The sequence below is a fragment of the Stenotrophomonas sp. FBCC-B152 genome (assembly GCF_059134105.1).
This window is the reverse complement of record NZ_CP101442.1, coordinates 2,570,924-2,591,595: the sequence shown is the minus strand read 5'-3', so window position 1 is coordinate 2,591,595 and position 20,672 is coordinate 2,570,924. Positions and strand designations below refer to the sequence as shown.

The 20,672-nt window shown below is 67.0% G+C and carries 19 protein-coding genes; 11 read left to right on the top strand and 8 right to left on the bottom strand.

Annotation, left to right across the window (positions count from 1 at the left end; all coding sequences use genetic code 11):
* Positions 1 to 44: 44 nt before the first annotated feature.
* Positions 45 to 3,023, bottom strand: coding sequence for a TonB-dependent receptor plug domain-containing protein (locus tag NMB40_RS12075; protein WP_494358540.1), 2,979 nt, complete (start codon positions 3,021 to 3,023; stop codon positions 45 to 47).
* A 469-nt stretch (positions 3,024 to 3,492) separates the two neighbouring features.
* Between NMB40_RS12075 and apbC the strand changes: the two genes are divergently transcribed.
* Together apbC and dcd are read left to right on the top strand one after the other, a co-directional pair.
* Positions 3,493 to 4,350, top strand: a complete 858-nt coding sequence (gene apbC / locus NMB40_RS12070) for an iron-sulfur cluster carrier protein ApbC (RefSeq protein ID WP_068853486.1) — start codon at positions 3,493 to 3,495, stop codon at positions 4,348 to 4,350.
* A 39-nt stretch (positions 4,351 to 4,389) separates the two neighbouring features.
* Complete coding sequence (gene dcd, locus NMB40_RS12065; RefSeq protein WP_282246624.1) at positions 4,390 to 4,962, top strand: dCTP deaminase; 573 nt, start codon at positions 4,390 to 4,392, stop codon at positions 4,960 to 4,962.
* Between the two features lie 51 nt (positions 4,963 to 5,013).
* Here dcd and NMB40_RS12060 read toward each other — a convergent pair whose 3' ends face one another.
* From NMB40_RS12060 to NMB40_RS12050, 3 genes are read right to left on the bottom strand one after another with little or no spacing between them, the layout of a single operon-like run.
* Positions 5,014 to 5,181 carry a LiaI-LiaF-like domain-containing protein gene (locus NMB40_RS12060; RefSeq protein ID WP_093533394.1) on the bottom strand — a complete coding sequence of 56 codons (168 nt, stop codon included), beginning with the start codon at positions 5,179 to 5,181 and terminating at the stop codon, positions 5,014 to 5,016.
* Positions 5,182 to 5,197: 16 nt separating this feature from the next.
* On the bottom strand, positions 5,198 to 5,620 hold the full coding sequence (locus NMB40_RS12055; protein ID WP_282246623.1) for an HIT domain-containing protein: 423 nt from the start codon (positions 5,618 to 5,620) through the stop codon (positions 5,198 to 5,200).
* A complete protein-coding gene (locus NMB40_RS12050; RefSeq protein WP_494358539.1) occupies positions 5,617 to 6,288 on the bottom strand; it encodes a dienelactone hydrolase family protein in 672 nt (223 codons plus the stop codon). The genes NMB40_RS12055 and NMB40_RS12050 overlap by 4 nt, the downstream gene beginning before the upstream one ends.
* Positions 6,289 to 6,457: 169 nt before the next feature.
* Between NMB40_RS12050 and rimO the strand changes: the two genes are divergently transcribed.
* Together rimO and NMB40_RS12040 are read left to right on the top strand one after the other, a co-directional pair.
* On the top strand, positions 6,458 to 7,825 hold the full coding sequence (gene rimO / locus NMB40_RS12045; RefSeq protein WP_494358538.1) for a 30S ribosomal protein S12 methylthiotransferase RimO: 1,368 nt from the start codon (positions 6,458 to 6,460) through the stop codon (positions 7,823 to 7,825).
* Positions 7,822 to 8,649: a DUF3025 domain-containing protein gene (locus NMB40_RS12040; RefSeq protein ID WP_494358537.1), complete on the top strand. Its 828-nt coding sequence runs from the start codon at positions 7,822 to 7,824 to the stop codon at positions 8,647 to 8,649. The genes rimO and NMB40_RS12040 overlap by 4 nt, the downstream gene beginning before the upstream one ends.
* 27 nt (positions 8,650 to 8,676) lie before the next feature.
* Here the strand turns inward: NMB40_RS12040 and greB are convergent, their stop codons facing one another.
* Both greB and NMB40_RS12030 read right to left on the bottom strand, forming a co-directional pair.
* Positions 8,677 to 9,183, bottom strand: coding sequence for a transcription elongation factor GreB (greB, locus tag NMB40_RS12035; protein ID WP_494358536.1), 507 nt, complete (start codon positions 9,181 to 9,183; stop codon positions 8,677 to 8,679).
* 3 nt (positions 9,184 to 9,186) lie between these two features.
* Complete coding sequence (locus NMB40_RS12030; protein ID WP_282246618.1) at positions 9,187 to 10,692, bottom strand: helicase HerA-like domain-containing protein; 1,506 nt, start codon at positions 10,690 to 10,692, stop codon at positions 9,187 to 9,189.
* Between the two features lie 135 nt (positions 10,693 to 10,827).
* Between NMB40_RS12030 and NMB40_RS12025 the strand changes: the two genes are divergently transcribed.
* Both NMB40_RS12025 and NMB40_RS12020 read left to right on the top strand, forming a co-directional pair.
* Positions 10,828 to 12,438: a transglycosylase SLT domain-containing protein gene (locus NMB40_RS12025; RefSeq protein ID WP_494358535.1), complete on the top strand. Its 1,611-nt coding sequence runs from the start codon at positions 10,828 to 10,830 to the stop codon at positions 12,436 to 12,438.
* 16 nt (positions 12,439 to 12,454) lie between these two features.
* Positions 12,455 to 12,817 carry a ribonuclease E inhibitor RraB gene (locus NMB40_RS12020; protein ID WP_494358534.1) on the top strand — a complete coding sequence of 121 codons (363 nt, stop codon included), beginning with the start codon at positions 12,455 to 12,457 and terminating at the stop codon, positions 12,815 to 12,817.
* A 37-nt stretch (positions 12,818 to 12,854) separates the two neighbouring features.
* Here the strand turns inward: NMB40_RS12020 and asd are convergent, their stop codons facing one another.
* Positions 12,855 to 13,697, bottom strand: coding sequence for an archaetidylserine decarboxylase (gene asd, locus NMB40_RS12015; RefSeq protein WP_494358533.1), 843 nt, complete (start codon positions 13,695 to 13,697; stop codon positions 12,855 to 12,857).
* Complete coding sequence (locus tag NMB40_RS12010; protein ID WP_282246614.1) at positions 13,694 to 14,344, bottom strand: SCO family protein; 651 nt, start codon at positions 14,342 to 14,344, stop codon at positions 13,694 to 13,696. Before NMB40_RS12010 ends, asd begins: the two co-directional genes overlap by 4 nt.
* Positions 14,345 to 14,473: 129 nt before the next feature.
* Between NMB40_RS12010 and prmB the strand changes: the two genes are divergently transcribed.
* The 5 genes from prmB to NMB40_RS11985 all read left to right on the top strand — a co-directional run bounded on the left by prmB (position 14,474) and on the right by NMB40_RS11985 (position 20,670).
* Positions 14,474 to 15,403, top strand: a complete 930-nt coding sequence (prmB, locus tag NMB40_RS12005) for a 50S ribosomal protein L3 N(5)-glutamine methyltransferase (RefSeq protein ID WP_494358532.1) — start codon at positions 14,474 to 14,476, stop codon at positions 15,401 to 15,403.
* Positions 15,400 to 16,503 carry a chorismate synthase gene (aroC, locus tag NMB40_RS12000; RefSeq protein ID WP_494358531.1) on the top strand — a complete coding sequence of 368 codons (1,104 nt, stop codon included), beginning with the start codon at positions 15,400 to 15,402 and terminating at the stop codon, positions 16,501 to 16,503. Before prmB ends, aroC begins: the two co-directional genes overlap by 4 nt.
* Positions 16,496 to 17,521, top strand: coding sequence for a 2-hydroxyacid dehydrogenase (locus NMB40_RS11995; protein ID WP_494358530.1), 1,026 nt, complete (start codon positions 16,496 to 16,498; stop codon positions 17,519 to 17,521). Before aroC ends, NMB40_RS11995 begins: the two co-directional genes overlap by 8 nt.
* Positions 17,522 to 17,658: 137 nt before the next feature.
* Positions 17,659 to 18,684 carry an aspartate-semialdehyde dehydrogenase gene (locus tag NMB40_RS11990; protein ID WP_494358529.1) on the top strand — a complete coding sequence of 342 codons (1,026 nt, stop codon included), beginning with the start codon at positions 17,659 to 17,661 and terminating at the stop codon, positions 18,682 to 18,684.
* A 78-nt stretch (positions 18,685 to 18,762) separates the two neighbouring features.
* Positions 18,763 to 20,670 (top strand): type IV pilus assembly protein FimV, encoded by a 1,908-nt coding sequence (locus tag NMB40_RS11985; RefSeq protein WP_494358528.1) that lies wholly within the window; start codon positions 18,763 to 18,765, stop codon positions 20,668 to 20,670.
* Positions 20,671 to 20,672 lie beyond the last annotated feature (2 nt).

The window sequence follows — 20,672 nt, the reverse complement described above, 5'->3', positions numbered from 1 at the left end:
AAACGAGACCGCCGCCCCGAAGGGCGGCGGCTCGCGAAGCGGGATCAGAACGAGTAGGTGACGTTCAGGAAGTACTGGCGACCCCAGTAATCAAAGCCGCTGTACAGCAACGCATTGCCGACGGTGTTGTACACACCCTGGGAAATGGTCGGCGGTTCCTTGTCCGCCAGGTTGCGCACGCCGCCGGTGACCGACCACTTGTCCGCGTCGTACTGCACCGAGAACGACTGCAGGAAGTAGTTCGGGGTGTAGATCTTGTACGGCGAGGTCGCCGGGTCGAACAGGCCCGGGTTGTTGGCCTCGTAGTAGGCGTAGCTGTCCATCTTGTCGGTCCAGTCGATACCGTAGCGGACCTGCCATTCCTTCCACTTGTACGCCAGGTCCATCGTGGCGGTGTTCTTCGGGTTGCGCAGCATGCCCGCGTAGTTCACCAGTGGATCGTCCGGGAAGATCTTGCTGGACTGTTCGATGTAGTGGGTGAACTGGGTGGTGGTGCGGAATTCGCCCGGCCCGATGTCGCGGACATAACGCAGGGTGAAGTCCAGGCCGCGCACCTTGTCGGTGGACACGTTGATGAAGCCGTTGGTGACGGTCAGCGCGTTGGTCAGCGGGTTGCGGTCGACCAGGCGGCACAGGCCGTTGCCGGCGGTGAAGTCGGCGGTGGAGCTGCCGTAGCACGCGGCCAGGATGCCGGCGCCGCCCGCGTCCTGCACGCCGTTCTCGACCTTGATGTCGAAGTAATCGACAGCGAAGGACAGGTCACCGAAGCCACTGCCGAACTCCGGCTGCAGCACCATGCCGAGGGTCTTGGCGGTGGACGTTTCCGCCTTCAGGCCGGTTTCCGCACCACCCTGGGTGATCACGGTCACGCCCGAGGTGGCGGTGAAGTCGGTCGGCAGGCCCAGCGAGGCGCAGTTCTGGTAGCGCAGCGAGGACGGATCACGATCGCCGTATTCGTTGCAGGGATCGGAGGTGCTGCCCAGGAAGCCGGTGGTGCCGCCCAGGAACTGTTCGTACAGCGCCGGGGCGCGGTAGGAAGTGCCGTAGGACGCGCGGAACGACAGCCACTTCACCGGGGTCCACAGGCCGCCGATCTTGTAGGTCTCATCCGAACCGTAGGACTTGTAATCGGTGTAACGGCCGGACAGGTTGACCGTCAGCTCTTCGGCGGCGGTGACGCCCGACAGCAGCGGCAGTTCCAGTTCGCCGTAGGCTTCGATCACCGAGTCGCTGCCGCGGGTCGGGGCGGCCGAGGTCAGGTTGAACAGGTCGCCGTCGATCGAGTACTGCGAGGGGCTGTCGTCGATCTTGGCCTTGCGGTACTCCACGCCGAACGCACCGGCGGCGGTGCCCTGCGGCATGTCGAACAACGGGCCGTTGACGTTGAAGTTGACCGTGTCTTCCTTGTACTTGGTGTTGCCGGTGACCGGCACGAACACCCAGTTCTTCCAGTCGGACGGCAGGTTGCCACCAATGGTGTTGGTGTTCAGCGCCGGGGCCGCGATGCAGCCGTTGGACGGGTCGACGCACGAGTAGCCGCCGGCACCGTTGGACACCACGTTCAGGCTCTGCGCCAGGCGGCTGGTCAGGAAGCTCTGGAAGGTGTAATCGGCGTTGTTGTCCGAATGCATCACGTTGAAGTCGTACTTCCACTCCGAGCCCAGGTTGCCACGCAGGCCGGCGTTGAAGCGGTAGTAATCGACGTTCTGCTTGCTCTGGTCATTGCCGAACCCGATGAAGGCGCGCACGCCCATGGGCTGGCCATTGGTCAGGTTGGTCGCCGGGCCGGCGACGCTGTCGCGCAGGTTGGCCGGGATCAGCGGGCTGCCCACTGCGTAGTCCAGCGAGAGCTGGCGGTAGCCGGTCTGGGTGGACTTGCGCTTGTTGCCCAGGAACTCGTAGTACAGCTCGGCATCACCCAGCACGCCGATGTCCACGCCGCCCTGGAAGAACAGGGTGTGGGTCTTGGCCGGCGAGATCAGCGACTGGTTCAGCATGGCGTCGTCGAAGGTATCGCGCGAGTAGGTGCTCACGCCTTCGAAACCGACCAGGCCGGTGGTGACGGCCGCATTCGGGCGCCAGCGGTTGAAGCGGGTGCCACTGGTACCCGGAGCGGCAACGCCGGCGCGGGTGTTGGTGCCGATGGTGTTGATGGTGACGCCGCCGGCATCCAGCGTGTAGCACTTGGACTTGCCGGTCAGCGGGTCGATGAAGTCGCCGCTGCCCCAGTAGTCGCCCACGTCGATGTCGCGGTACTTGTCGGTGGCGCAGCGGGTCCATTCGCGGTCGCGCAGGCTCAGGTCGTTACGGGTGTAGTACTCGTACGAACCGGAGAAGTGCGAACGCTCGCCGGTGGTGCCGAACATGATCGAGTAACGGCGCTGGTCGCCGCCACCTCCGTCGGTGGCGTTGTGCTGCGCTTCGAACGAAACGCCATCGACCTTGGTCTTGGTGATGATGTTGATGACGCCGGCCACCGCGTCGGAGCCGTAGATTGACGACGCGCCGTCCTTCAGGATTTCGATGCGGTCCACGATCGCGTTCGGCAGCACGTTGAGGTCGGCCGAGCCGACCGCGCCACGCGAACCGGCCGGCGCCACGCGGCGGCCGTTCAGCAGGATCAGGGTACGGGTCGGGCCGAGGCCGCGCAGACCCAGGGTATTGGCACCCGGGCCGCCGTCGGTGACGTAGCCGCCGTACGCGTTGTTGATCTGCGAGGCGCCGGCGGTGACCGCGGTGCTCTGCAGGATGTCGGTGGTGGAGTTGAAGCCGGCCAGGGTCGATTCCTGGCGGGTCACGACCTGCACCGGCGACACCGAGTTGAAGGTGTCCTTGCTGATGCGCGAACCGGTCACGGTCACGGTGTCGAAGTTCGTGGTGGTCTTGGCCTTGGCGGCGGCTTCTTCAGCCGTCTCGGTCGCCGTGCTGTCCTGTGCGAACACCGGTGCCGAAGCCGCGAACACCATCGCGGTGGCCAGGGCGAAGCTCAGCGGATTACGGCTGAGCGACTTGCGATTCATCATGTGTGGATCCCCTTGGAACGATCGATTGCGTCAAACACCGGTGACATGGACCAGCAGGCGTCTCCGTGTGCCCTCGGATCAGGTCTTGGCAGTGACTGCCCCCTGTTCACCAGCTTCACGAGCTGATGATTCGAGGTTAACACGGCCTTAACGCGCGCTGTCAACTGTTCATCAAGAGGTCATAAAGACAAGATAGGCAAAGGCAAGCTTTCGTTCTCATTTGCGCTTTAAAGTATTGAAACGTAAAGGTTTAATAATGGTTTTCGATGAAACCATTTCCTCCGTACTGTGACGGATGCACGGTTCATTTTTTGGCCGCATCGCACCACGGAATCCGTTCCTGACCTGTCGATGGCGTCAACATCGACTCCGGGACAGCACCAGGACAGGGCGGGACAACGGCCGGGCGACGCAGGCGCGCCCTGTATAGTGGCGGGCTGTCCCGTTCGGCTTTTCCGGAGTTCCCGCAGTGAGTGCCAGCCCGTCTCGACGTCCCCATGCCAGCCAGGTGCAGAAGGGCCTGACCCTTCATCCGCGCGTCCGCAACGTGATCGCGGTCGGGTCGGGCAAGGGCGGGGTGGGCAAATCCACCACGGCGGTGAACCTGGCCGTGGCGCTGGCCCGCCTGGGTGCCCGGGTCGGGCTGCTGGATGCCGACATCTACGGCCCCAGCGTGCCGATGATGCTGGGCCTGAGCGGCCGCCCGGAAAGCCCGGACAACAAATCGATCGAACCGCTGCGCGCGTTTGGCGTGGAAACCATGTCGATCGGTTACCTGATCGAAGACGAGACGCCGATGATCTGGCGCGGTCCGATGGCCACCTCGGCCATGACCCAGTTCTTCAACGACACCCTCTGGGATGACCTGGATTACCTGCTGATCGACCTGCCGCCGGGCACCGGTGACATCCAGCTGACCCTGACCCAGAAGATTCCGCTGGCCGGCGCGGTGATCGTGACCACCCCTCAGGACATCGCCACGCTGGATGCGAAGAAGGCGCTGAAGATGTTCGAGAAGGTCGAGGTGCCGGTGCTGGGCATTGTCGAGAACATGGCCGTGCACACCTGCAGCAACTGCGGCCACATCGAACACCTGTTCGGCGATGGTGGTGGCGAACGCATGGCCGCGCAGTACGGCGTGCCGCTGCTGGGCTCGCTGCCGCTGGATATCGGCATCCGCGAGCAGGGCGATGCCGGCACCCCGATCACCGCCGCCGCCCCGGAATCGCCGGCCGCGCAGGCTTACCTGCGTGCCGCCGAACGGCTGGTGGAGGAGGTGGCCAAGCGCCCGCGCGCCAGCATTCCGATCCTGTCTTCGCTGCTCTGATCGCTTTAGAATCGCCCATTCCCGCACCCAGGACCGCCCATGAGCATCAAGAGTGACCGTTGGATCCGCCGCATGTCCGAGCAGCAGGCCATGATCGAGCCGTTCGAGGCCGGCCAGGTCAAGCAGGCCAACGGCCAGCGCATCGTCAGCTACGGCACTTCCAGCTACGGTTACGACGTGCGCTGCTCGCGCGAGTTCAAGGTGTTCACCAACATCAACTCCACCATCGTCGACCCCAAGCACTTCGACCCGGGCAGCTTCGTGGACATCGTGGGCGACGAGTGCATCATCCCGCCCAACAGCTTCGCGCTGGCGCGCACGGTGGAGTACTTCCGCATTCCGCGCGACACCCTGGTGGTGTGCCTGGGCAAGAGTACCTACGCGCGCTGCGGCATCATCGTCAACGTGACCCCGCTGGAACCGGAGTGGGAAGGCCACGTGACCCTGGAATTCAGCAACACCACGCCGCTGCCGGCGCGCATCTACGCCAACGAAGGCGTGGCCCAGATGCTGTTCTTCCAGGCTGACAGCGACGACATCTGCGAGACCTCGTACAAGGATCGCGGCGGCAAGTACCAGGGCCAGACCGGGGTCACCCTGCCGCGCACCTGAGCGGTCGGGCACATGAAAAAAGCGCGGATCGCTCCGCGCTTTTATATTGGGTTATTTCCCGCGTCCGAACAGCAACCCGATTCCCACTGCCACCAGGATCACCGGCCACCAGGTAAGGATCAGGCGACCCAGGTTCATGTTGGTCCAGCCCAGGTTGCTGGCCAGCAGGAACAGGCCGACGAGGATCAGGACGATGGCGGCGACAAGGTTGGAGCGCATCAGGGGCAGGGTCCGCTTAGGGCTGGGGCGAATATCCTAGCCGTTCCTTCCACATCGCGACACGCTCCTGCAGCACGGCCTCGTCGAACGGGTGGGCCTGGCCATGGCCCCACACCGGCGCCGGCCACGCCGGATCGCCGACATGCCGGCCGACCACGTGGAAGTGCAGCTGCGGCACGATGTTGCCCAACGTGGCGAAGTTAATCTTCTGGACCCCGTCGGTGCCCTTGAGCGCCCGGCAGCATCGGTTCAATTCGGTGCGCAGCTGGTCCTGCTGGTGGCCGTCCAGCTCCAGCCATTCAGTGATGCCGGTCACGCGCGGCACCAGCACCAGCCACGGGTAACGTTCGTCGTTCATCAACCGCACTTGCGACAACGGGCCTTGGTCCACCAGCACACTGTTGGCGGCCAGGCGTGAATCCAGTTCGAAATCGCTCATCCAAGATGCTCCGCAAAGAAGGCAAGGGTGCGTTTCAGCGCCAGCTCGGCGCTGTCTGGATCATACGCATGTCCGACGCTGCGGTTAAAGGCGTGGTCGGCCGGGTAGACGAAGGTTTCCATCTTGGGCATTTTTTTCCGATGCGCCTCGATGGCCTCCGGGGGGATGCTCTTGTCCTGCGCGCCGAAGTGGAACATGACCGGCGCCTTGGGCGTCTCATCCAGGAACTGGACGTTGCGCGCGCCGTAGTAGCTCACCGACGGCAGGCCCAGGCGCAGCGCCGAGAGCAGGGCGATGCTGCCGCCCCAGCAGTAGCCCACGGTGCCGACCTTGCCGGCCGGGGCCAGCCGTGAGGCGGCGGCGCGGACCACTTCCAGCGCCTTTTCCACGCCCAGCGCGTTCACATGCTCCAGGCCCTGCTTCACCCCCTCCGGGTCGTAAGGCAGGGCGTCGGGATCGGCCTCGGTGCCATCGATCAGGTCGAAGAAGGACGGTGCCAGCACCGCGTAACCCTGGGCGGCAAAGCGCTCGGCCACCTCGCGGATGTGCGCGTTGGTGCCGAAGATCTCCTGGATGACCACCAGGCCCCCGCGCGGCTTGCCCTCCGGCGTGGCCTGCCAGGCCCGGACCGGACCGTGATGCGTATCAAGCGTGACCCACTCACCCATTGCCAGACTCCTGTTGGTTCAGGCGTTCATTATCGGCGTGTTGCAGGTTAGCGGGGTGTCGCGGGCATTCAGGGCTTGGGCCACAACGCCGGTATACTTGCCGCCGTTTCCGGCCCCAGGTCCCCGCGCCATTCCGGCGTGGGCCCAGGCCCCCAGAGTCCCGCGATCCATGTCCCAGCTGAACCCCAAAGTCGGCTTCGTCAGCCTTGGCTGCCCGAAGGCCCTTGTCGATTCCGAGCGCATCCTCACCCAGCTGCGGGCCGAGGGCTACGACATCGTTCCCTCCTACGATTCGGCCGACGTGGTGGTGGTCAACACCTGCGGCTTCATCGATTCGGCGGTGACCGAGTCATTGGACGCGATCGGCGAGGCGATGAACGCCAACGGCAAGGTGATCGTCACCGGCTGCCTGGGCAAGCGCCCGGAAGAAATCCGCAAGGCGTACCCGGACGTGCTGGCGGTGTCCGGCCCGCAGGACTACACCAGCGTGATGGAGGCGGTGCACGCCGCGCTGCCGCCCAAGCATGACCCGTTCGTTGACCTGGTTCCGGACTACGGCATCAAGCTGACCCCGCGCCACTACGCCTACCTGAAGATTTCCGAAGGCTGCAACCACCATTGCAGCTTCTGCATCATTCCCTCGATGCGCGGCAAGCTGGTCTCGCGCCCGGTCGATGAAGTGCTGCGCGAAGCCGAGCGGCTGGTGCGTGGCGGGGTGAAGGAACTGCTGGTGGTGTCGCAGGACACCTCGGCCTACGGCGTGGACGTCAAGTACGCCGAGCGGATGTGGCGCGACAAGGCCTACCAGACCCGCATGAAGTCGCTGTGCGAAGGCCTGTCCGAGCTCGATGCCTGGACCCGCATGCACTACGTGTACCCGTACCCGCACGTGGACGACGTGGTGCCGCTGATGGCCGAAAACCGGATCCTGCCGTACCTGGACATTCCGTTCCAGCACGCCAGCCCGCGCATCCTCAAGCTGATGAAGCGGCCCGGCGCGGTCGACAAGACCCTGGAGCGCGTGCAGCGCTGGCGCCAGCTGTGCCCGGACATCACCGTGCGCTCGACCTTCATCGTCGGCTTCCCGGGCGAGACCGAGGCCGAGTTCGAAGAACTGCTGTCGTTCCTGGATGAGGCGCAGCTGGATCGCGTGGGCGCATTCGCGTATTCGCCGGTCACCGGCGCCACCGCCAACGACCTGCCCGGCGCGGTGCCCGAGGAAGTGAAGCAGGAACGACTGGCGCGCTTCATGGCCCGCCAGGCCGAGATTTCCGCTGCGCGCCTGGAAGCCAAGATCGGCACGGTGCAGCAGTGCCTGGTCGATGTGATCGAAGACGGCATCGCCGTGGCCCGTTCCAAGGCCGACGCGCCGGAGATCGACGGCCTGGTGCATATCCAGAACGCCGATGAAGCCAGGCTTCGCATCGGCCAGTTCGTGGACGTGGAAATCACCGAGAGCGACGACCACGACCTCTACGGCGACGCGTTGATCGACGAGAGCGCGGCGAAGAAGCTGCTCGACCTCAAGGTACTGTGACCGGCGCGGCCGCCCCCGGGGCGGTCGGCCGCCGGCGTTTCATCGCGCCGGCGCGCGCGGACGTGGATCGGGCGTGCTTCGCCCATCCGCTGTTTGCTGCGTTCGGCGCGTACCATGACCTGATGGTGGCTGCAGAGTGGCCGGAGATCGGCGCGCTGGACCAGCGGCTGGGCGTGGCCGGCAGACAGCTGGTCGAACAGGACGATGCGCTGCTGGCCGATGGCCTGCACTACGAGCGGCGCATCGCATGCGGCCAGATCGCCACGCGTCCGTGCAACTGGCATGACCTGTTCAATGCCCTGGTGTGGGCGCGCTACCCGGCAGTGAAGGGCGCGCTCAATGCACGCCAATGCCAGGACATCGAGCGCAACCCACCGGGCCAGCGCACCCGCGCACAGGCCGCATTGACCCAGTTCGACGAAACCGGGGTGATCGTGCGGGTGCGCGATGCGTCGCTGCTGCAGGCATGGAATCGGCACGACTGGCACGCCTTGTTCGTCGGCGCTGCAGCGCAGTGGCGCAACGGCAACATCGACGTGGCTGCCGTGTTTGGGCACGCGTTGATGGAGCAGGCGTTGCTGCCGACACGGTTGCTGGTGGGCAAGTGCCTGGTGGTGCAGGGCGCGGATGACGCGCAGGCGGTGGAGCAGGCAGCGCACGCGATCGCGCGTGCCGACGTGCTCAACGACCCGTTGGAGCTGCGCCCGTTGCCGATGATGGGTATTCCAGGCTGGCATGCCGACCAGGACGAGGCGTTTTACCAGCAGGTGGAGTACTTCCGTCCAGCCCGAGCGGGCAGGGAGTATCCCGCCCCCGCCCGGTAACGCATTACCAGGAACGGCGTAACTGTCTCACCCAGCCGGATACTCCACCGCCAGGATCGCGAACCCGGTCCGCCCGCTCGGCAACTCCACCTCGAACTCATCGTCCACGCGCTTCTTCAACAACGCGCGCGCCAGCGGTGAATCGATGCTGATCCACCCGGCACCCGCATCGGTCTCGTCCGGCCCCACGATGCGATACCGGCTGACATCGCCGCTGTCCACGTTCTCCAGCTCCACCCACGCGCCGAAAAACACGGCCTGCGGATCGGTCGGCACGGTATCCACCACCCGCAGCGACTCCAGCCGCTTGGTCAGGTAGCGCACGCGGCGGTCGATCTCGCCCAGCTGCTTCTTGCGGTAGGTGTACTCGGCATTCTCCGAACGATCGCCTTCCGCCGCCGCCGCCGCCAACGCCTTGACCACTTCCGGGCGGCGCACGCGCCACAGATCGTCCAGCTCGCTCTTCAACCGCTGGTGGCCCTGTGCGGTGATCAGGGCCGTGCTTTTTTCCGCGGGGGGACGCCAACGTGACATCGGTCAGCGCTTGCCGCCGAAAATGCCGCCCAGGATGCCGCGCACGATCTGGTTGCCCAGCTTGGTGCCCATGGTGCGGGTGGTCTGCTTGGCCATCGTCTCGATCATGCCCTGGCGGCGCTTGGTGCCGAAGATCGCATCCTTGATCGACTGCCCGAACCCGCCTTCCTGCTGCTCATCCTGTTCGCGGGTACGCGCCTTCGGTGCATCCGGCTGTTCCACCGCCTTGGCCGCGCGCTGGGCCAGCAGCTCGGCCGCCGATTCGCGGTTCACTGCCGTGTCGTAGCGGCTGCCGACCGGGCTGCCGGCACGCACCTGCGCGCGCTCGGCCTCGGTGATCGCGCCCATCCGGCAGCGCGGCGGGGCGATCTGGGTCTGCTGCACGGGCGAGGGAATGCCCTTGTCCTGCAGCGTGGACACCAGCGCCTCACCGGTGCCGAGCTGGGAGAGGGCCGCCACCACGTCCAGCTTCGGGTTGGGGACGAACGTCTCAGCGGCGATCTTCACCGCCTTCTGGTCGCGCGGGGTGAACGCACGCAGCGCGTGCTGCACGCGGTTGCCCAGCTGGCCCAGGATGTTGGCCGGCACGTCGTCGGGGAACTGCGAGCAGAAGTACACGCCCACGCCCTTGGAGCGGATCAGCCGCACCACCTGCTCGATGCGCTGGACCAGCGCGGCCGGCGCATCGTCGAACAGCAGGTGCGCCTCGTCGAAGATGAAGACCAGCTTGGGCTTGTCCAGGTCGCCCACCTCGGGCAGTGTCTCGAACAGTTCGGACAGCAGCCACAGCAGGAAGGTCGAGTACAGACGCGGCTTGAGCACCAGCTGGTCGGCGGCCAGGATGCCGATCACGCCGCGGCCGTCGTGGTTGACCCGCATCAGGTCGGCCAGCTCCAGCGCCGGCTCGCCGAAGAACGACTCGCCGCCGTCCTGCGACAGCCGCAGCAGCGAACGCTGGATCGCCGCCACGGTCTGCGCGCTGACCAGGCCGTATTCGGTGGAGATGTCCTTGCGTTCGTCGGCCACCAGGCCGAGCAGGGCGCGCAGGTCGTCCAGGTCGAGCAGCAGCAGGCCACGGTCGTCGGCCAGCTTGAACACGATGTCCAACACGCCGGACTGGGTGTCGTTGAGCTCCAGGATGCGCGCCAGCAGGGTCGGGCCCATTTCGCTCACGGTGGTGCGCACCGGGTGGCCCAGCTTGCCGTACAGGTCCCAGAAGATCGTGGGGCTGCCGGACGGCGCGTAGTCGGCCACGCCGATGTCCTTCGCGCGTTGCAGCAGGGCCTCGGTGCCCGTGCCGGGTACGGCCAGGCCGGAGACGTCGCCCTTCACGTCGGCCAGGAACACCGGCACGCCGATGCGCGAGAAGCCCTCGGCCAGGGTCATCAGGGTCACGGTCTTGCCCGTGCCCGTCGCCCCGGCCACCAGGCCATGGCGGTTGCCCAGTTTCGGTTGCAGGGTGACGGGGACATCGTCGGTGATGCCTTTGCCGAGCAGGATCGGATCCATGGTCAACTCGCTCTGTGGACGGGCTATGTGAATTGGCAGGATTCTAAACGTCGGCGGGTATCGGCCACCTGACCGGGTTGCCCCGATGCGAGTGGCACGGCTACTCTGCCCTGTCTTTCGCCCACAGTGCCAAAAATGCCCGTTCCTGTCCTGTTTGCCCGTGGTTGGCCGTTGTTGGCGCTCGCTTCCCTGCTGTCGTTCGTTCCCGAGGCCCACGCCCAGCGGGTCTCCGCCCGCGACAAGGTCAAGGTCGAGGCCCTGGAGCAGCGCATGGCCGCGGCTGAAAAGCGCTATGCCGATGCGCTGGTGCTGGTCAACAACGCCGACCCCAAGGGCAAGAACGAAGGCGATGCCGCGCTGGAGGACATGGAGGACGTGATCAGCGCCTGCATTGCCCAGAAGGGCTGCCAGGTCAGCAACCTGCTGGTGACCTACAAACGCCTGCTGAAGAACAACGCCGATGCCCGCGATGGCGATGACAGCGACGCGATCGCCGTCGATGGCGGCCTGCTGGAAGCCGACCCGGACCACGTGGGCCCGCTGACCGCCGACGTGCCCGAGGCCGCGCGCGCCGCCGCCCTGCTCAACGACAAGCGCCATGCCTTCGACAGCATGGTCGAGTACAACCCGGCCGTGCAGGCCGGCATCCGCCGCTGGCTGACCGACATGCGCCCGGCGTTGATGAACACCTACGAGAACTACCAGAGCCTGCGCGCGGTGATGTGGCCGGAGTGGGAAAAGCGTGGCCTGCCCGAGGCGCTGCTGTTCGGGATCATGGCCAAGGAGTCCAACGGCCGCGTGCATGCCTCCTCGCGCGCCGGCGCTGCCGGGCTGATGCAGTTCATGCCGGCCACCGGCCGCCGCTTCGGGCTGGGCCCGGACGGCACCGGCTTCGACACCCGCTTCGACGCGCGCAGCGCCGCTGAAGCCAGTGCCAGCTACCTCAACGAGCGCATGCGCGAGCTCAACAACAACGTGGAGCTGTCGCTGGCCGGCTACAACGGTGGCGAAGGCCGTGCCGGGCGTGTGTATCGCCAGAACATGGGGCAGAGCTTCTGGGTGGACAGCGTCTACAACCAGTTCCCGGCCGAAACCAAGGACTACGTGCCGATGGTGATCGCCGCGGCGTGGATCTACCTGCACCCGCAGCAGTACGGCGTGGACTTCCCCAAGGTCAGCGCGCAGCCGGCCACGATCCGCCTGGCCAAGTCCACCACCATCTATGAGCTGACCATCTGCCTGGGCAGCACCGGCACCCGCGACGGCTACATGCGCGCGCTACGCAACCTCAACCCGCGCTACGAGGCCGACGGCTGGATCCCGGCCGGTACCCTCATCAACGCCACCACCCGCATTGCCGGGCTGTACAACCGCTACTGCGTCAGCGGCCCGCGCGCGGACCTGGCGCGCACGCTGATCACCGCCGATCTCAACGCGGCCATCGTGCGCCCGACCGCGGCCAGCTACACCGGCAACGTGGCGGTGGGCAGCGTGGTGCCGGTGGCCGGCCTGCAGGCCAGCACGCCGGTGGCCACGGCGCCGGCCGCGCCGGTGGCGGTGCCTGCGCCCAAGCCGAAGGCCAAGCCGGTGCGCAGCCACAAGGTGGGCAAGGGTGAGACCCTGGGCCGGATCGCCGACAAATTCAATTGCGATGTGCGCGAACTGGCGAAGGCCAACGGGCTCAAGGCCCCGGCCTATGCATTGCGGCAGGGCCAGTCGATCAAGCTGCAGGGCTGCGGTAAATAACTTCCGAGGAACACTGATGGATATCACCGCAATCAACGAGATGTTCGCCAACATCCGTGAGAACACCGACTGGGACCTCAATGGCAACCTGGTGTGGGGCTACTTCTTCGTCAACACCACGCCGGAGCCGCTGCACGGGCTGGCCAAGGTGCTGGAGGGGGCGGGTTACACCGTGGTCGAGGTGTTCGAGCCGGAGCTGGAAGAGGATGAAGCGCCGTACCACGTGCTGCACGTGGAGCGGGTGGAAACCCACAGCGAGGCCTCGCTGGACGTACGCAACCAGGAACTGCAGGCGCTGGCCGAAGCCAACGGGGTGGAAGATTACGACGGGATGGATGTAGGGCCCGTCGAGTTCGCGCACGGCGCGGGCAATGCCTGAAAAAAACGCCCCGCATATGCGGGGCGTTTTTCATTCATCAACGAAGGGTCGCCAATGCCTGGCCGAGCTGCACGGCATGTTCGGCATCCAGGTGCGGGGCGAAATCGGCCACGCCCGGCGGCAGCAGCACGATCACCGTCGAGCCGTAATTGAAGCGCGCCATTTCGGCGAAACGCTCCAGGGTGATGCCCTTGCCGCGGTAATCCTTGCGGGTGATGGTGTCGCCATAGGCCGGGATCTCTTCGCCGCCCCATACCGTTTCCACGCCCGACACCAGCAGCGCGCCCACCATCACCTGCACCATCGGGCCGAAGTCGGTATCGAAGTGGCACACCAGCCGCTCATTGCGGGCGAACAGCCCCGGGACCATGTTGACCGCCGCCGGGCCCACGCTGAACAGGCGGCCCGGCACGTGTACGGTCTCGCGCAGGGTGCCGGTCCACGGCATGTGCACGCGGTGGTAGTCCTTCGGCGACAGGTACACGGTGGCGAACAGGCCGTGGTGGAACACCTCGGCATCGGCCGCATCGCCCAGCAGCTCCGCGGCGGTGAACGACTGGCCCTTGGCCTGGAAGATGCGGCCGTCCTCGATGGCGCCCAGCTGGCTGATCCGGCCGTCGGCCGGCATCACCAGGGTACGGGCGCCGGCATCGGGTACGCGCGCGCCCGGCTTGAGCGCGCGGGTGAAGAACTGGTTGAAGGTGGGGTAGCTGCGCGGGTCCGGGTTGGCCGCTTCGGCCAGGTTCACCCCGAACTTTTCGGTCACCGTGTCGATCAGCCAGCGCGAGATCCGCGGGTTGCTGGAATACGCCAGGCGCCGCGCCATCGACGACAGCAGGCGGTGGGGCAGGGCGTAGCTCAGCGTGGTGGTCAGGCTCATGGGGCGGATTTCTCGGTCAACAGGTTCAGGTCGCGGGCAATGGCCTGCGGGTTGAAAGGGGGTCGGATCAGGCCGGCCAGCTTGCCGTCCGGGTCCAGCACGGCCAGGCTGGCCGAGTGTTCCAGGGTGTAATCCTGGGGGTTCTCATCGAAACCCTTGCCCGGCACCTTCTGGAACACGAAGCCCAGCGCGGTGGCAAAGCGCTCCAGCGAGGGCACGTCGGCGGTGGCGGCCAGGGTGTCCTTGTGGAAGGCGTGCACGTATTCGCCCAGCCGTGCCGGGGTGTCGCGCTCGGGGTCCACCGAGACGAACACCAGGCGCGGGCGCAGGCTCTCGGGCAGGGTTTCCCACTGCTTCTGGGCCTGGGCGAGGTCGGCCAGGGTGGTCGGGCAGATGTCGGGGCAGGACAGGAAGCCCAGGAACACCAGGGTCCAGTGGCCCTTGAGCTCGCCGGGAATCAGCCGGGTGCCGTCGGACTGGCCCAGGTTGAAGTCCGGCAGCGGGCGCGGCTGCGGGTAGAAGGTGATCGACTCGGTGGCCGGGCGGTTGCCGGCCGGCGTTGGCGCGAACACCTTCTGGGCAACGACCAGGCCGAGCCCGGCGGCCAGCGCGATGAGCAGGATGATGCCGACATTGCGATTGAACATGAAAGGCCCGTACCCGAAGGGGCCTCCATGATAGGGGATGGGGGGCGGCGGTTTCCGTTTCCGCTGCAACGGATGCCGTGCTGCGCCGCAGCGCCTATAATCTGGGGCCACTTTGTCTGTTGCCTTGCCATGACTGCCGAAACGGCCGCCGAACTCCACACGATCATCGACCTGATCCGCTACGGCACCAGCCGTTTCAACGCCGCCGGGCTGACCTTCGGGCACAGCTACGACAACGCCCTGGACGAGGCCACCCAGCTGGTCCTGCACGCGCTGCACCTGCCGCACGACCTGGGCCCGGCCTATGGCCAGGCCCGCGTGCTGCGGGAAGAGAAGCTGCAGGTGCTGGACCTGTTCCAGCGCCGCATCGACGAGCGCATCCCGGCCGCGTACCTCACCGGTGAGGCGTGGTTCGCCGGCCTGAGCTTCAAGAGCGATACCCGCGCCCTGGTGCCGCGCTCGCCGATCGCCGAGCTGATCGAATCCGGCTTCGAGCCGTGGCTGGCCGGTCGCGACGTCACCCGCGCGCTGGACCTGTGCACCGGTTCGGGCTGCATTGCCATCGCCATGGGCCACTATTATCCGAACTGGGAAGTGGACGGCGTGGACCTGAGCGACGACGCGCTGAGCCTGGCCGAAGAGAACAAGGAGCGCCTGCAGGCGCACAACGTCACCCTGCTCAAGTCCGACCTGTTCAACGGCCTGACCGGCCGTCATTACGACCTGATCGTGACCAACCCGCCGTACGTCACCAACGACGAAACCGATGCGCTGCCGCAGGAGTACTCCTACGAGCCCGAAATGGGCCTGCGTGCCGGCGACGACGGCCTGGACCTGGTGCTGAAGATCCTGCGCGACGCCCCGCTGCACCTGAGCGAAGACGGCCTGCTGATCTGCGAAGTGGGTGAATCCGAACAGCACCTGGTCAAGCTGCTGCCGGAAGTCGATTTCGCCTGGGTTGAGTTCAAGGTCGGCCAGATGGGCATCTTCGCGGTCGAATGCCGCGAGCTGATCGCCCACAGCGCCCGCATCACCGAGCTGGCAGCGCAGCGGCCGTGAGCTCCAATACCTTCGGCAAGCTGCTCTCGGTCACCACGTTCGGCGAATCGCACGGCCCGGCGATCGGCTGCGTGATCGACGGCTGCCCGCCGGGGCTGGAGATCAGTGCCGACGAATTCGCCCACGACCTGCAGCGCCGCGCCACCGGCAAGAGCCGCCACACCTCGGCCCGGCGCGAGGCCGATGACGTCGAGATCCTGTCGGGCGTGTACGAAGGCCGCACCACCGGTACGCCCATTGCACTGCTGATCCGCAACACCGACCAGCGCAGCAAGGATTACAGCAACATCGCCCAGCAGTTCCGCCCGGGCCATGCCGACTACAGCTACTGGCAGAAGTACGGCATCCGCGACCCGCGCGGGGGTGGCCGTTCGTCCGCCCGCGAAACCACCATGCGCGTGGCCGCCGGCGTGATCGCCAAGAAGTGGCTGCTGCAGCGCTTCGGGGTGACCGTGCGCGGTTACCTGTCGCAGCTGGGCGAGATCACCCCGACCGGGCATGACTGGTCGGCGGTGGAAGACAACCCGTTCTTCTGGCCGGTGGCCGAACAGGTCCCCACGCTGGAAAGCTACATGGACGCGCTGCGCAAGTCCGGCGATTCGGTCGGCGCGCGCGTCAACGTGGTCGCCGATGGCGTGCCGGCGGGCTGGGGCGAGCCGATCTACGGCAAGCTCGATGGCGAACTCGCCTCGGCGCTGATGAGCATCAACGCGGTCAAGGGCGTGGAGATCGGCGACGGCTTTGCCAGCGCCGCGCAGAAGGGCACCGAACACCGTGACCTGATCACCCCCGAAGGCTTCGCCAGCAACCATGCCGGCGGCATCCTCGGGGGCATTTCCACCGGCCAGCAGGTCACCGCCTCGATCGTGCTCAAGCCCACCTCCAGCCTGCGCCTGCCCGGCGCCACGGTGGATGCCAGCGGTGCTGCCGTCGATGTGATCACCACCGGCCGCCATGATCCGTGCGTGGGTATCCGCGCCACGCCCATCGCCGAGGCGATGATGGCGCTGGTGCTGATGGACCAGGCGCTGCGCCACCGCGCCCAGTGCGGTGACGTGGGCGAAATCACGCCGCGCATCCCCGGCTCCATCGATGGCTGAGACGCGCCCCCGGGTCTGGGTCAGCCAACCGCTGTTCGATGACGTCATCGAACAGCTCGGGCAGCATGTCGAGCTCGCGATGACCCACGAGGTCACCCGTTACACGCCGGCGATGTTGGCCGAACAGCTGGCCCAGGTCGACGGCGCGTTGATCACCCTCAACGAGCGCATCGGCGCGGCGGAGATCGCCAACGCGCCGCAGCTGCGCGCGATCGCCAACGTCGGCGTGGGGTACAACAACCTGGATGTGGGCGCGCTCAGCGCGGCCGGCATCCTGGCCAGCAACACCCCGGATGTGCTGACCGAAACCACCGCCGACCTCGGGTTCGCGCTGCTGATGGCCACCGCGCGCCGCATCACCGAATCCGAACGCTGGCTGCGCGACGGCCAGTGGGGCCAGTGGTCGTTCCAGACCATGCTGGGTGCCGACATCCATGGCAGCACGCTGGGCATCCTCGGCATGGGCCGGATCGGGCAGGGCATTGCCCGCCGTGGCGCGCTCGGCTTCGGCATGCGCGTGCTGTACCACAACCGCTCGCGACTGCCCGAAGCGACCGAAGCCGAGGTGGGCGCGCAGTACGTCGAGCTGGACACGCTGCTGGCCCAGGCCGACCACCTGGTGCTGGTGCTGCCGTACAGCCCGTCCTCGCACCACATCATCGACGCCGCCGCGCTGGCGAAGATGAAGCCCACCGCCACGTTGGTGAACATCGCCCGTGGCGGCATCGTCGACGAACTGGCCCTGGCCGATGCACTGGCGCATGGCCGGCTGGCCGCCGCCGGGCTGGACGTGTTCGAAGGCGAACCGACCGTGCGCCCCGAATTGCTGGCCCTGCACAACATCGTGCTTACCCCGCATATCGGCAGCGCCAGCCAGGCCACGCGCCGGGCGATGGTGCAGCTGGCCGTGGACAACCTGCTGGCCGCGCTCGGCCTGGGCGCCAAGGCCGGCCACCCGCCCAGCGCGATCAACGCCGACGCCGTGGCCGCAAAAAAAATCGAAGACGCAAAACGATAGGGAATCTGCGCGCCTGTTGCGCGAGATTCCCCGAGCCCACGCTGCGTTTCCGAATAATCCGGCAGGTACCGACCGTTGGTCGGCACCTCACATCAAGGTAGGTACCGACCGTTGGTCGGTACACAAATGAGGTTCCCATGAGCAATCAAGATCGTCGCTTCCACGTCGCAGTCGTCGGTGCCACCGGCGCCGTCGGCGAAACCATGCTGGCCATCCTGGCCGAACGCAACTTCCCGATCGCCACCCTGAGCCTGCTCGCATCCTCGCGTTCGGCCGGTGGCGAGATCGAATTCGACGGGAAGAAGATCAAGGTCCAGGACCTGGCCACGTTCGACCCGAACGGCGTGGATATCGCGCTGTTCTCCGCAGGTGGCAGCGTCTCCAAGGAATTCGGCCCGACGTTCGCCGCCGCCGGTGCGGTGGTGATCGACAACTCCTCGGCCTTCCGTTACGACGATGACGTGCCGCTGGTGGTGTCCGAAGTGAACCCCGAGGCGCTGAAGAACCGCCCGCGCGGCATCATCGCCAACCCGAACTGCTCCACCATGCAGATGCTGGTCGCGCTGGCCCCGCTGCACCGCCAGTACGGCATCCAGCGCATCAACGTGGCCACCTACCAGTCCGTGTCCGGCGGCGGTCGCTCGGCGCTGGAGGAACTGGGCAAGCAGACCGGCCAGCTGCTCAGCTTCCAGGAGATCGACCCGCAGCGCTTCCCGGTGCAGATCGCCTTCAACCTGATCCCGCACATCGACGACTTCCAGGACAACGGCTTCACCAAGGAAGAGATGAAGCTGGTCTGGGAAACCCGCAAGATCCTCGGCGATGACAGCATCCTGGTGAACCCCACCGCCGTGCGCGTGCCGGTGTTCTACGGGCACTCCGAAGCGGTCACCATCGAAACCCGCGACAAGGTCACCCCGGATGCGGCGCGCGAGCTGCTGTCGCGTTCGCCTGGCGTGGAAGTGGTCGACAAGCACGAAGCCGGCGGTTACCCGACCCCGGTCACCCATGCGTCGGGCACCGATGCGGTGTATGTCGGCCGCATCCGTGAAGACCTGTCGCACCCGCGCGGCCTGAACCTGTGGATCGTGTCGGACAACATCCGCAAGGGCGCCGCGCTCAATGCGGTGCAGCTGGCCGAGCTGGTCGCAGCCGAAGGCTGAGATGGAGGTGCCACGCAGGGCGTGGTACCTGCCACGTCCTTCGTGGCTGTATTGGTCGGGAATCGCTATATTGCCCGCATGAAGAACCGGGTTCCGGGCGCATCGCGCCCGCTCAAGTATGTCTCGACCCTGCTGCTGGCCCTGGCCAGCAGCTCCGCCATGGCCCTCGGGCTGGGCGACATCCGGGTGCTGTCAAAGCCCGGGCAACCCCTGCTGGCGGAGATCCCGGTCATTTCGGCCGACCCGTCCGAGCTGGAAAACCTGCGGGTGGCGCTGGCCTCGCCGGTCACCTTTGCGCGCGTCGGGCTGGAACGCCCGACCGGGCTGGTGAGTGAACTGCAGTTCGAGCTGACCCGCGATGCCAACGGCCGTGCCGTGGTGCGGGTGAGCTCGCAGGCGCCGGTGACCACGCCGTCGCTCAACTTCCTGATTGAAGCCGACTGGGGGCAGGGCCGCCTGGTCCGTGAGTATTCGGCGCTGGTCGATGCGCCGGACAGTGCGCTGGCCGTGGCCGAACCGGAGATCGTCGCGCCGGCCGGTGCGATGTCCAACGCCATCGTGCGCGAACCCGAGGCCGCACCCGTGCAGGCACCGGTGGACGCAGCCGAGCCGACCCCGTCGCGGACCAGCCCGGTGCCCGCACGCGCAGCCGCGCCGTCGCGGCCGGCGGCCAGTGCCCCCGCGTCGACCGTTGCCGCCGACGGCAGCATCACCGTGCAGCGTGGCCAGACCCTGTCGCAGATTGCCGGCGGTTTGGCCCGCGAGCAGGGCATCAGCCGCGACCAGGCGATGATCGCGCTGTTGCGTGCCAATCCCGACGCCTTCATCCGTGGCAACGTGAACCTGCTCAAGCAGGGCGCGGTGCTGCGCAGCGCCGGTACCGATGCTCCGGTCGATGCCGCCCAGGCCGCCGCCATGGTGCGCGAGCACGCCGCGCAGTGGCGCCAGTCGCGCTCGGCCATTCCGCAGCCGGTCGCCAGTGGCGTTGCCGCCGCGCCGGCCGCCACGGCCGCGCCTGCAGCGGCGGCCCCCGCAGCCGCTGCGGGTGGACGCCTGGAGATCGCCCCGGCGGTCGCCGCTACCGACAACAACGCAGGTACAACCACCGGCACCGCTGCCGGCAGCGAGGGTGACATGCTGGGCAACGAACAACTGCGGCAGGCCAAGGAAGACGTGGCTACCCGCGATGCCGAGATCCAGGAGCTGCGCAACCGCGTGGCCGAACTGGAGAAGCTCAAGCAGCAGCAGGCCTCGCTGATTGCCATGAAAGACACCGACCTGGCTGCCGCGCAGCAGCGCCTGGGCGAAGCCCCGGCCACGCGCGAAGCGGGCAGTGGCGGCTGGGCCTGGCTCGGCCTGGCGGTGCTGCTGCTGATCGTGGCCGGCTGGGCCGTGGCCCGTCGGCGCAAGCCGTCGCCGTTGCCGCCGCTGCGCCGCGAGGGACTGGATGCCGCCAGCCTGGCCGCTGCGGTTCCCGCCGCCGATTACGTGGACGAGCTTGCGGCCCAGCAGGACGTGCCCGCTGACGAGCCCGACCTGCGCGACGCGCCGGGTTACGTGCTGGCCGAGACCGAAGTACCGGATCAAGGGCGGCGCGAGCCGGTGTTCACCCTTGAGCCGCAGCCGGGCCGCCTGGTGCAGGACGTCGAGGAGGCCGTTGCCACCCCGGTGGTGGTGCCGGTCGCGCCGGTTGCAGCCGAAGATGTCGTGCCGCCGCATGCGCTCGAAGCGGCGGCCCAGCCGTCCTATCGTGGCGTGTTTGAATTCCCCGAGGACACCGCTGCGGCGACGGCGGAAGCTCCCGTGCCCGTCCACCACGACCCGGCCCCGCTGGGTGCACCGGGTCGCGACCGCCTTGAACTGGCGATTGCCTACCTCGACCTGGGCGATGCCGAAACCGCCCGCACCCTGCTGCTCGAGGTCGCCCAGGCCGGCGACCCGCACAGCCAGCAGCAGGCCCACGAGCTGCTGTCGCGGCTCGGATGATC

Excerpts from the sequence above, each read along its gene's own strand:
- NMB40_RS11985 (WP_494358528.1), top strand. The coding sequence starts at position 18,763 with ATGAAGAACCGGGTTCCGGGCGCATCGCGCCCGCTCAAGTATGTCTCG.
- dcd (WP_282246624.1), top strand. The coding sequence starts at position 4,390 with ATGAGCATCAAGAGTGACCGTTGGATCCGCCGCATGTCCGAGCAGCAG.
- NMB40_RS12050 (WP_494358539.1), bottom strand. The coding sequence starts at position 6,288 with ATGGGTGAGTGGGTCACGCTTGATACGCATCACGGTCCGGTCCGGGCC.
- NMB40_RS12055 (WP_282246623.1), bottom strand. The coding sequence starts at position 5,620 with ATGAGCGATTTCGAACTGGATTCACGCCTGGCCGCCAACAGTGTGCTG.
- rimO (WP_494358538.1), top strand. The coding sequence starts at position 6,458 with ATGTCCCAGCTGAACCCCAAAGTCGGCTTCGTCAGCCTTGGCTGCCCG.
- NMB40_RS12025 (WP_494358535.1), top strand. The coding sequence starts at position 10,828 with ATGCCCGTTCCTGTCCTGTTTGCCCGTGGTTGGCCGTTGTTGGCGCTC.
- NMB40_RS11990 (WP_494358529.1), top strand. The coding sequence starts at position 17,659 with ATGAGCAATCAAGATCGTCGCTTCCACGTCGCAGTCGTCGGTGCCACC.
- prmB (WP_494358532.1), top strand. The coding sequence starts at position 14,474 with ATGACTGCCGAAACGGCCGCCGAACTCCACACGATCATCGACCTGATC.
- NMB40_RS12060 (WP_093533394.1), bottom strand. The coding sequence starts at position 5,181 with ATGCGCTCCAACCTTGTCGCCGCCATCGTCCTGATCCTCGTCGGCCTG.
- NMB40_RS12010 (WP_282246614.1), bottom strand. The coding sequence starts at position 14,344 with ATGTTCAATCGCAATGTCGGCATCATCCTGCTCATCGCGCTGGCCGCC.
- NMB40_RS12020 (WP_494358534.1), top strand. The coding sequence starts at position 12,455 with ATGGATATCACCGCAATCAACGAGATGTTCGCCAACATCCGTGAGAAC.
- asd (WP_494358533.1), bottom strand. The coding sequence starts at position 13,697 with ATGAGCCTGACCACCACGCTGAGCTACGCCCTGCCCCACCGCCTGCTG.
- NMB40_RS12075 (WP_494358540.1), bottom strand. The coding sequence starts at position 3,023 with ATGATGAATCGCAAGTCGCTCAGCCGTAATCCGCTGAGCTTCGCCCTG.
- NMB40_RS12030 (WP_282246618.1), bottom strand. The coding sequence starts at position 10,692 with ATGGATCCGATCCTGCTCGGCAAAGGCATCACCGACGATGTCCCCGTC.
- greB (WP_494358536.1), bottom strand. The coding sequence starts at position 9,183 with ATGTCACGTTGGCGTCCCCCCGCGGAAAAAAGCACGGCCCTGATCACC.
- NMB40_RS11995 (WP_494358530.1), top strand. The coding sequence starts at position 16,496 with ATGGCTGAGACGCGCCCCCGGGTCTGGGTCAGCCAACCGCTGTTCGAT.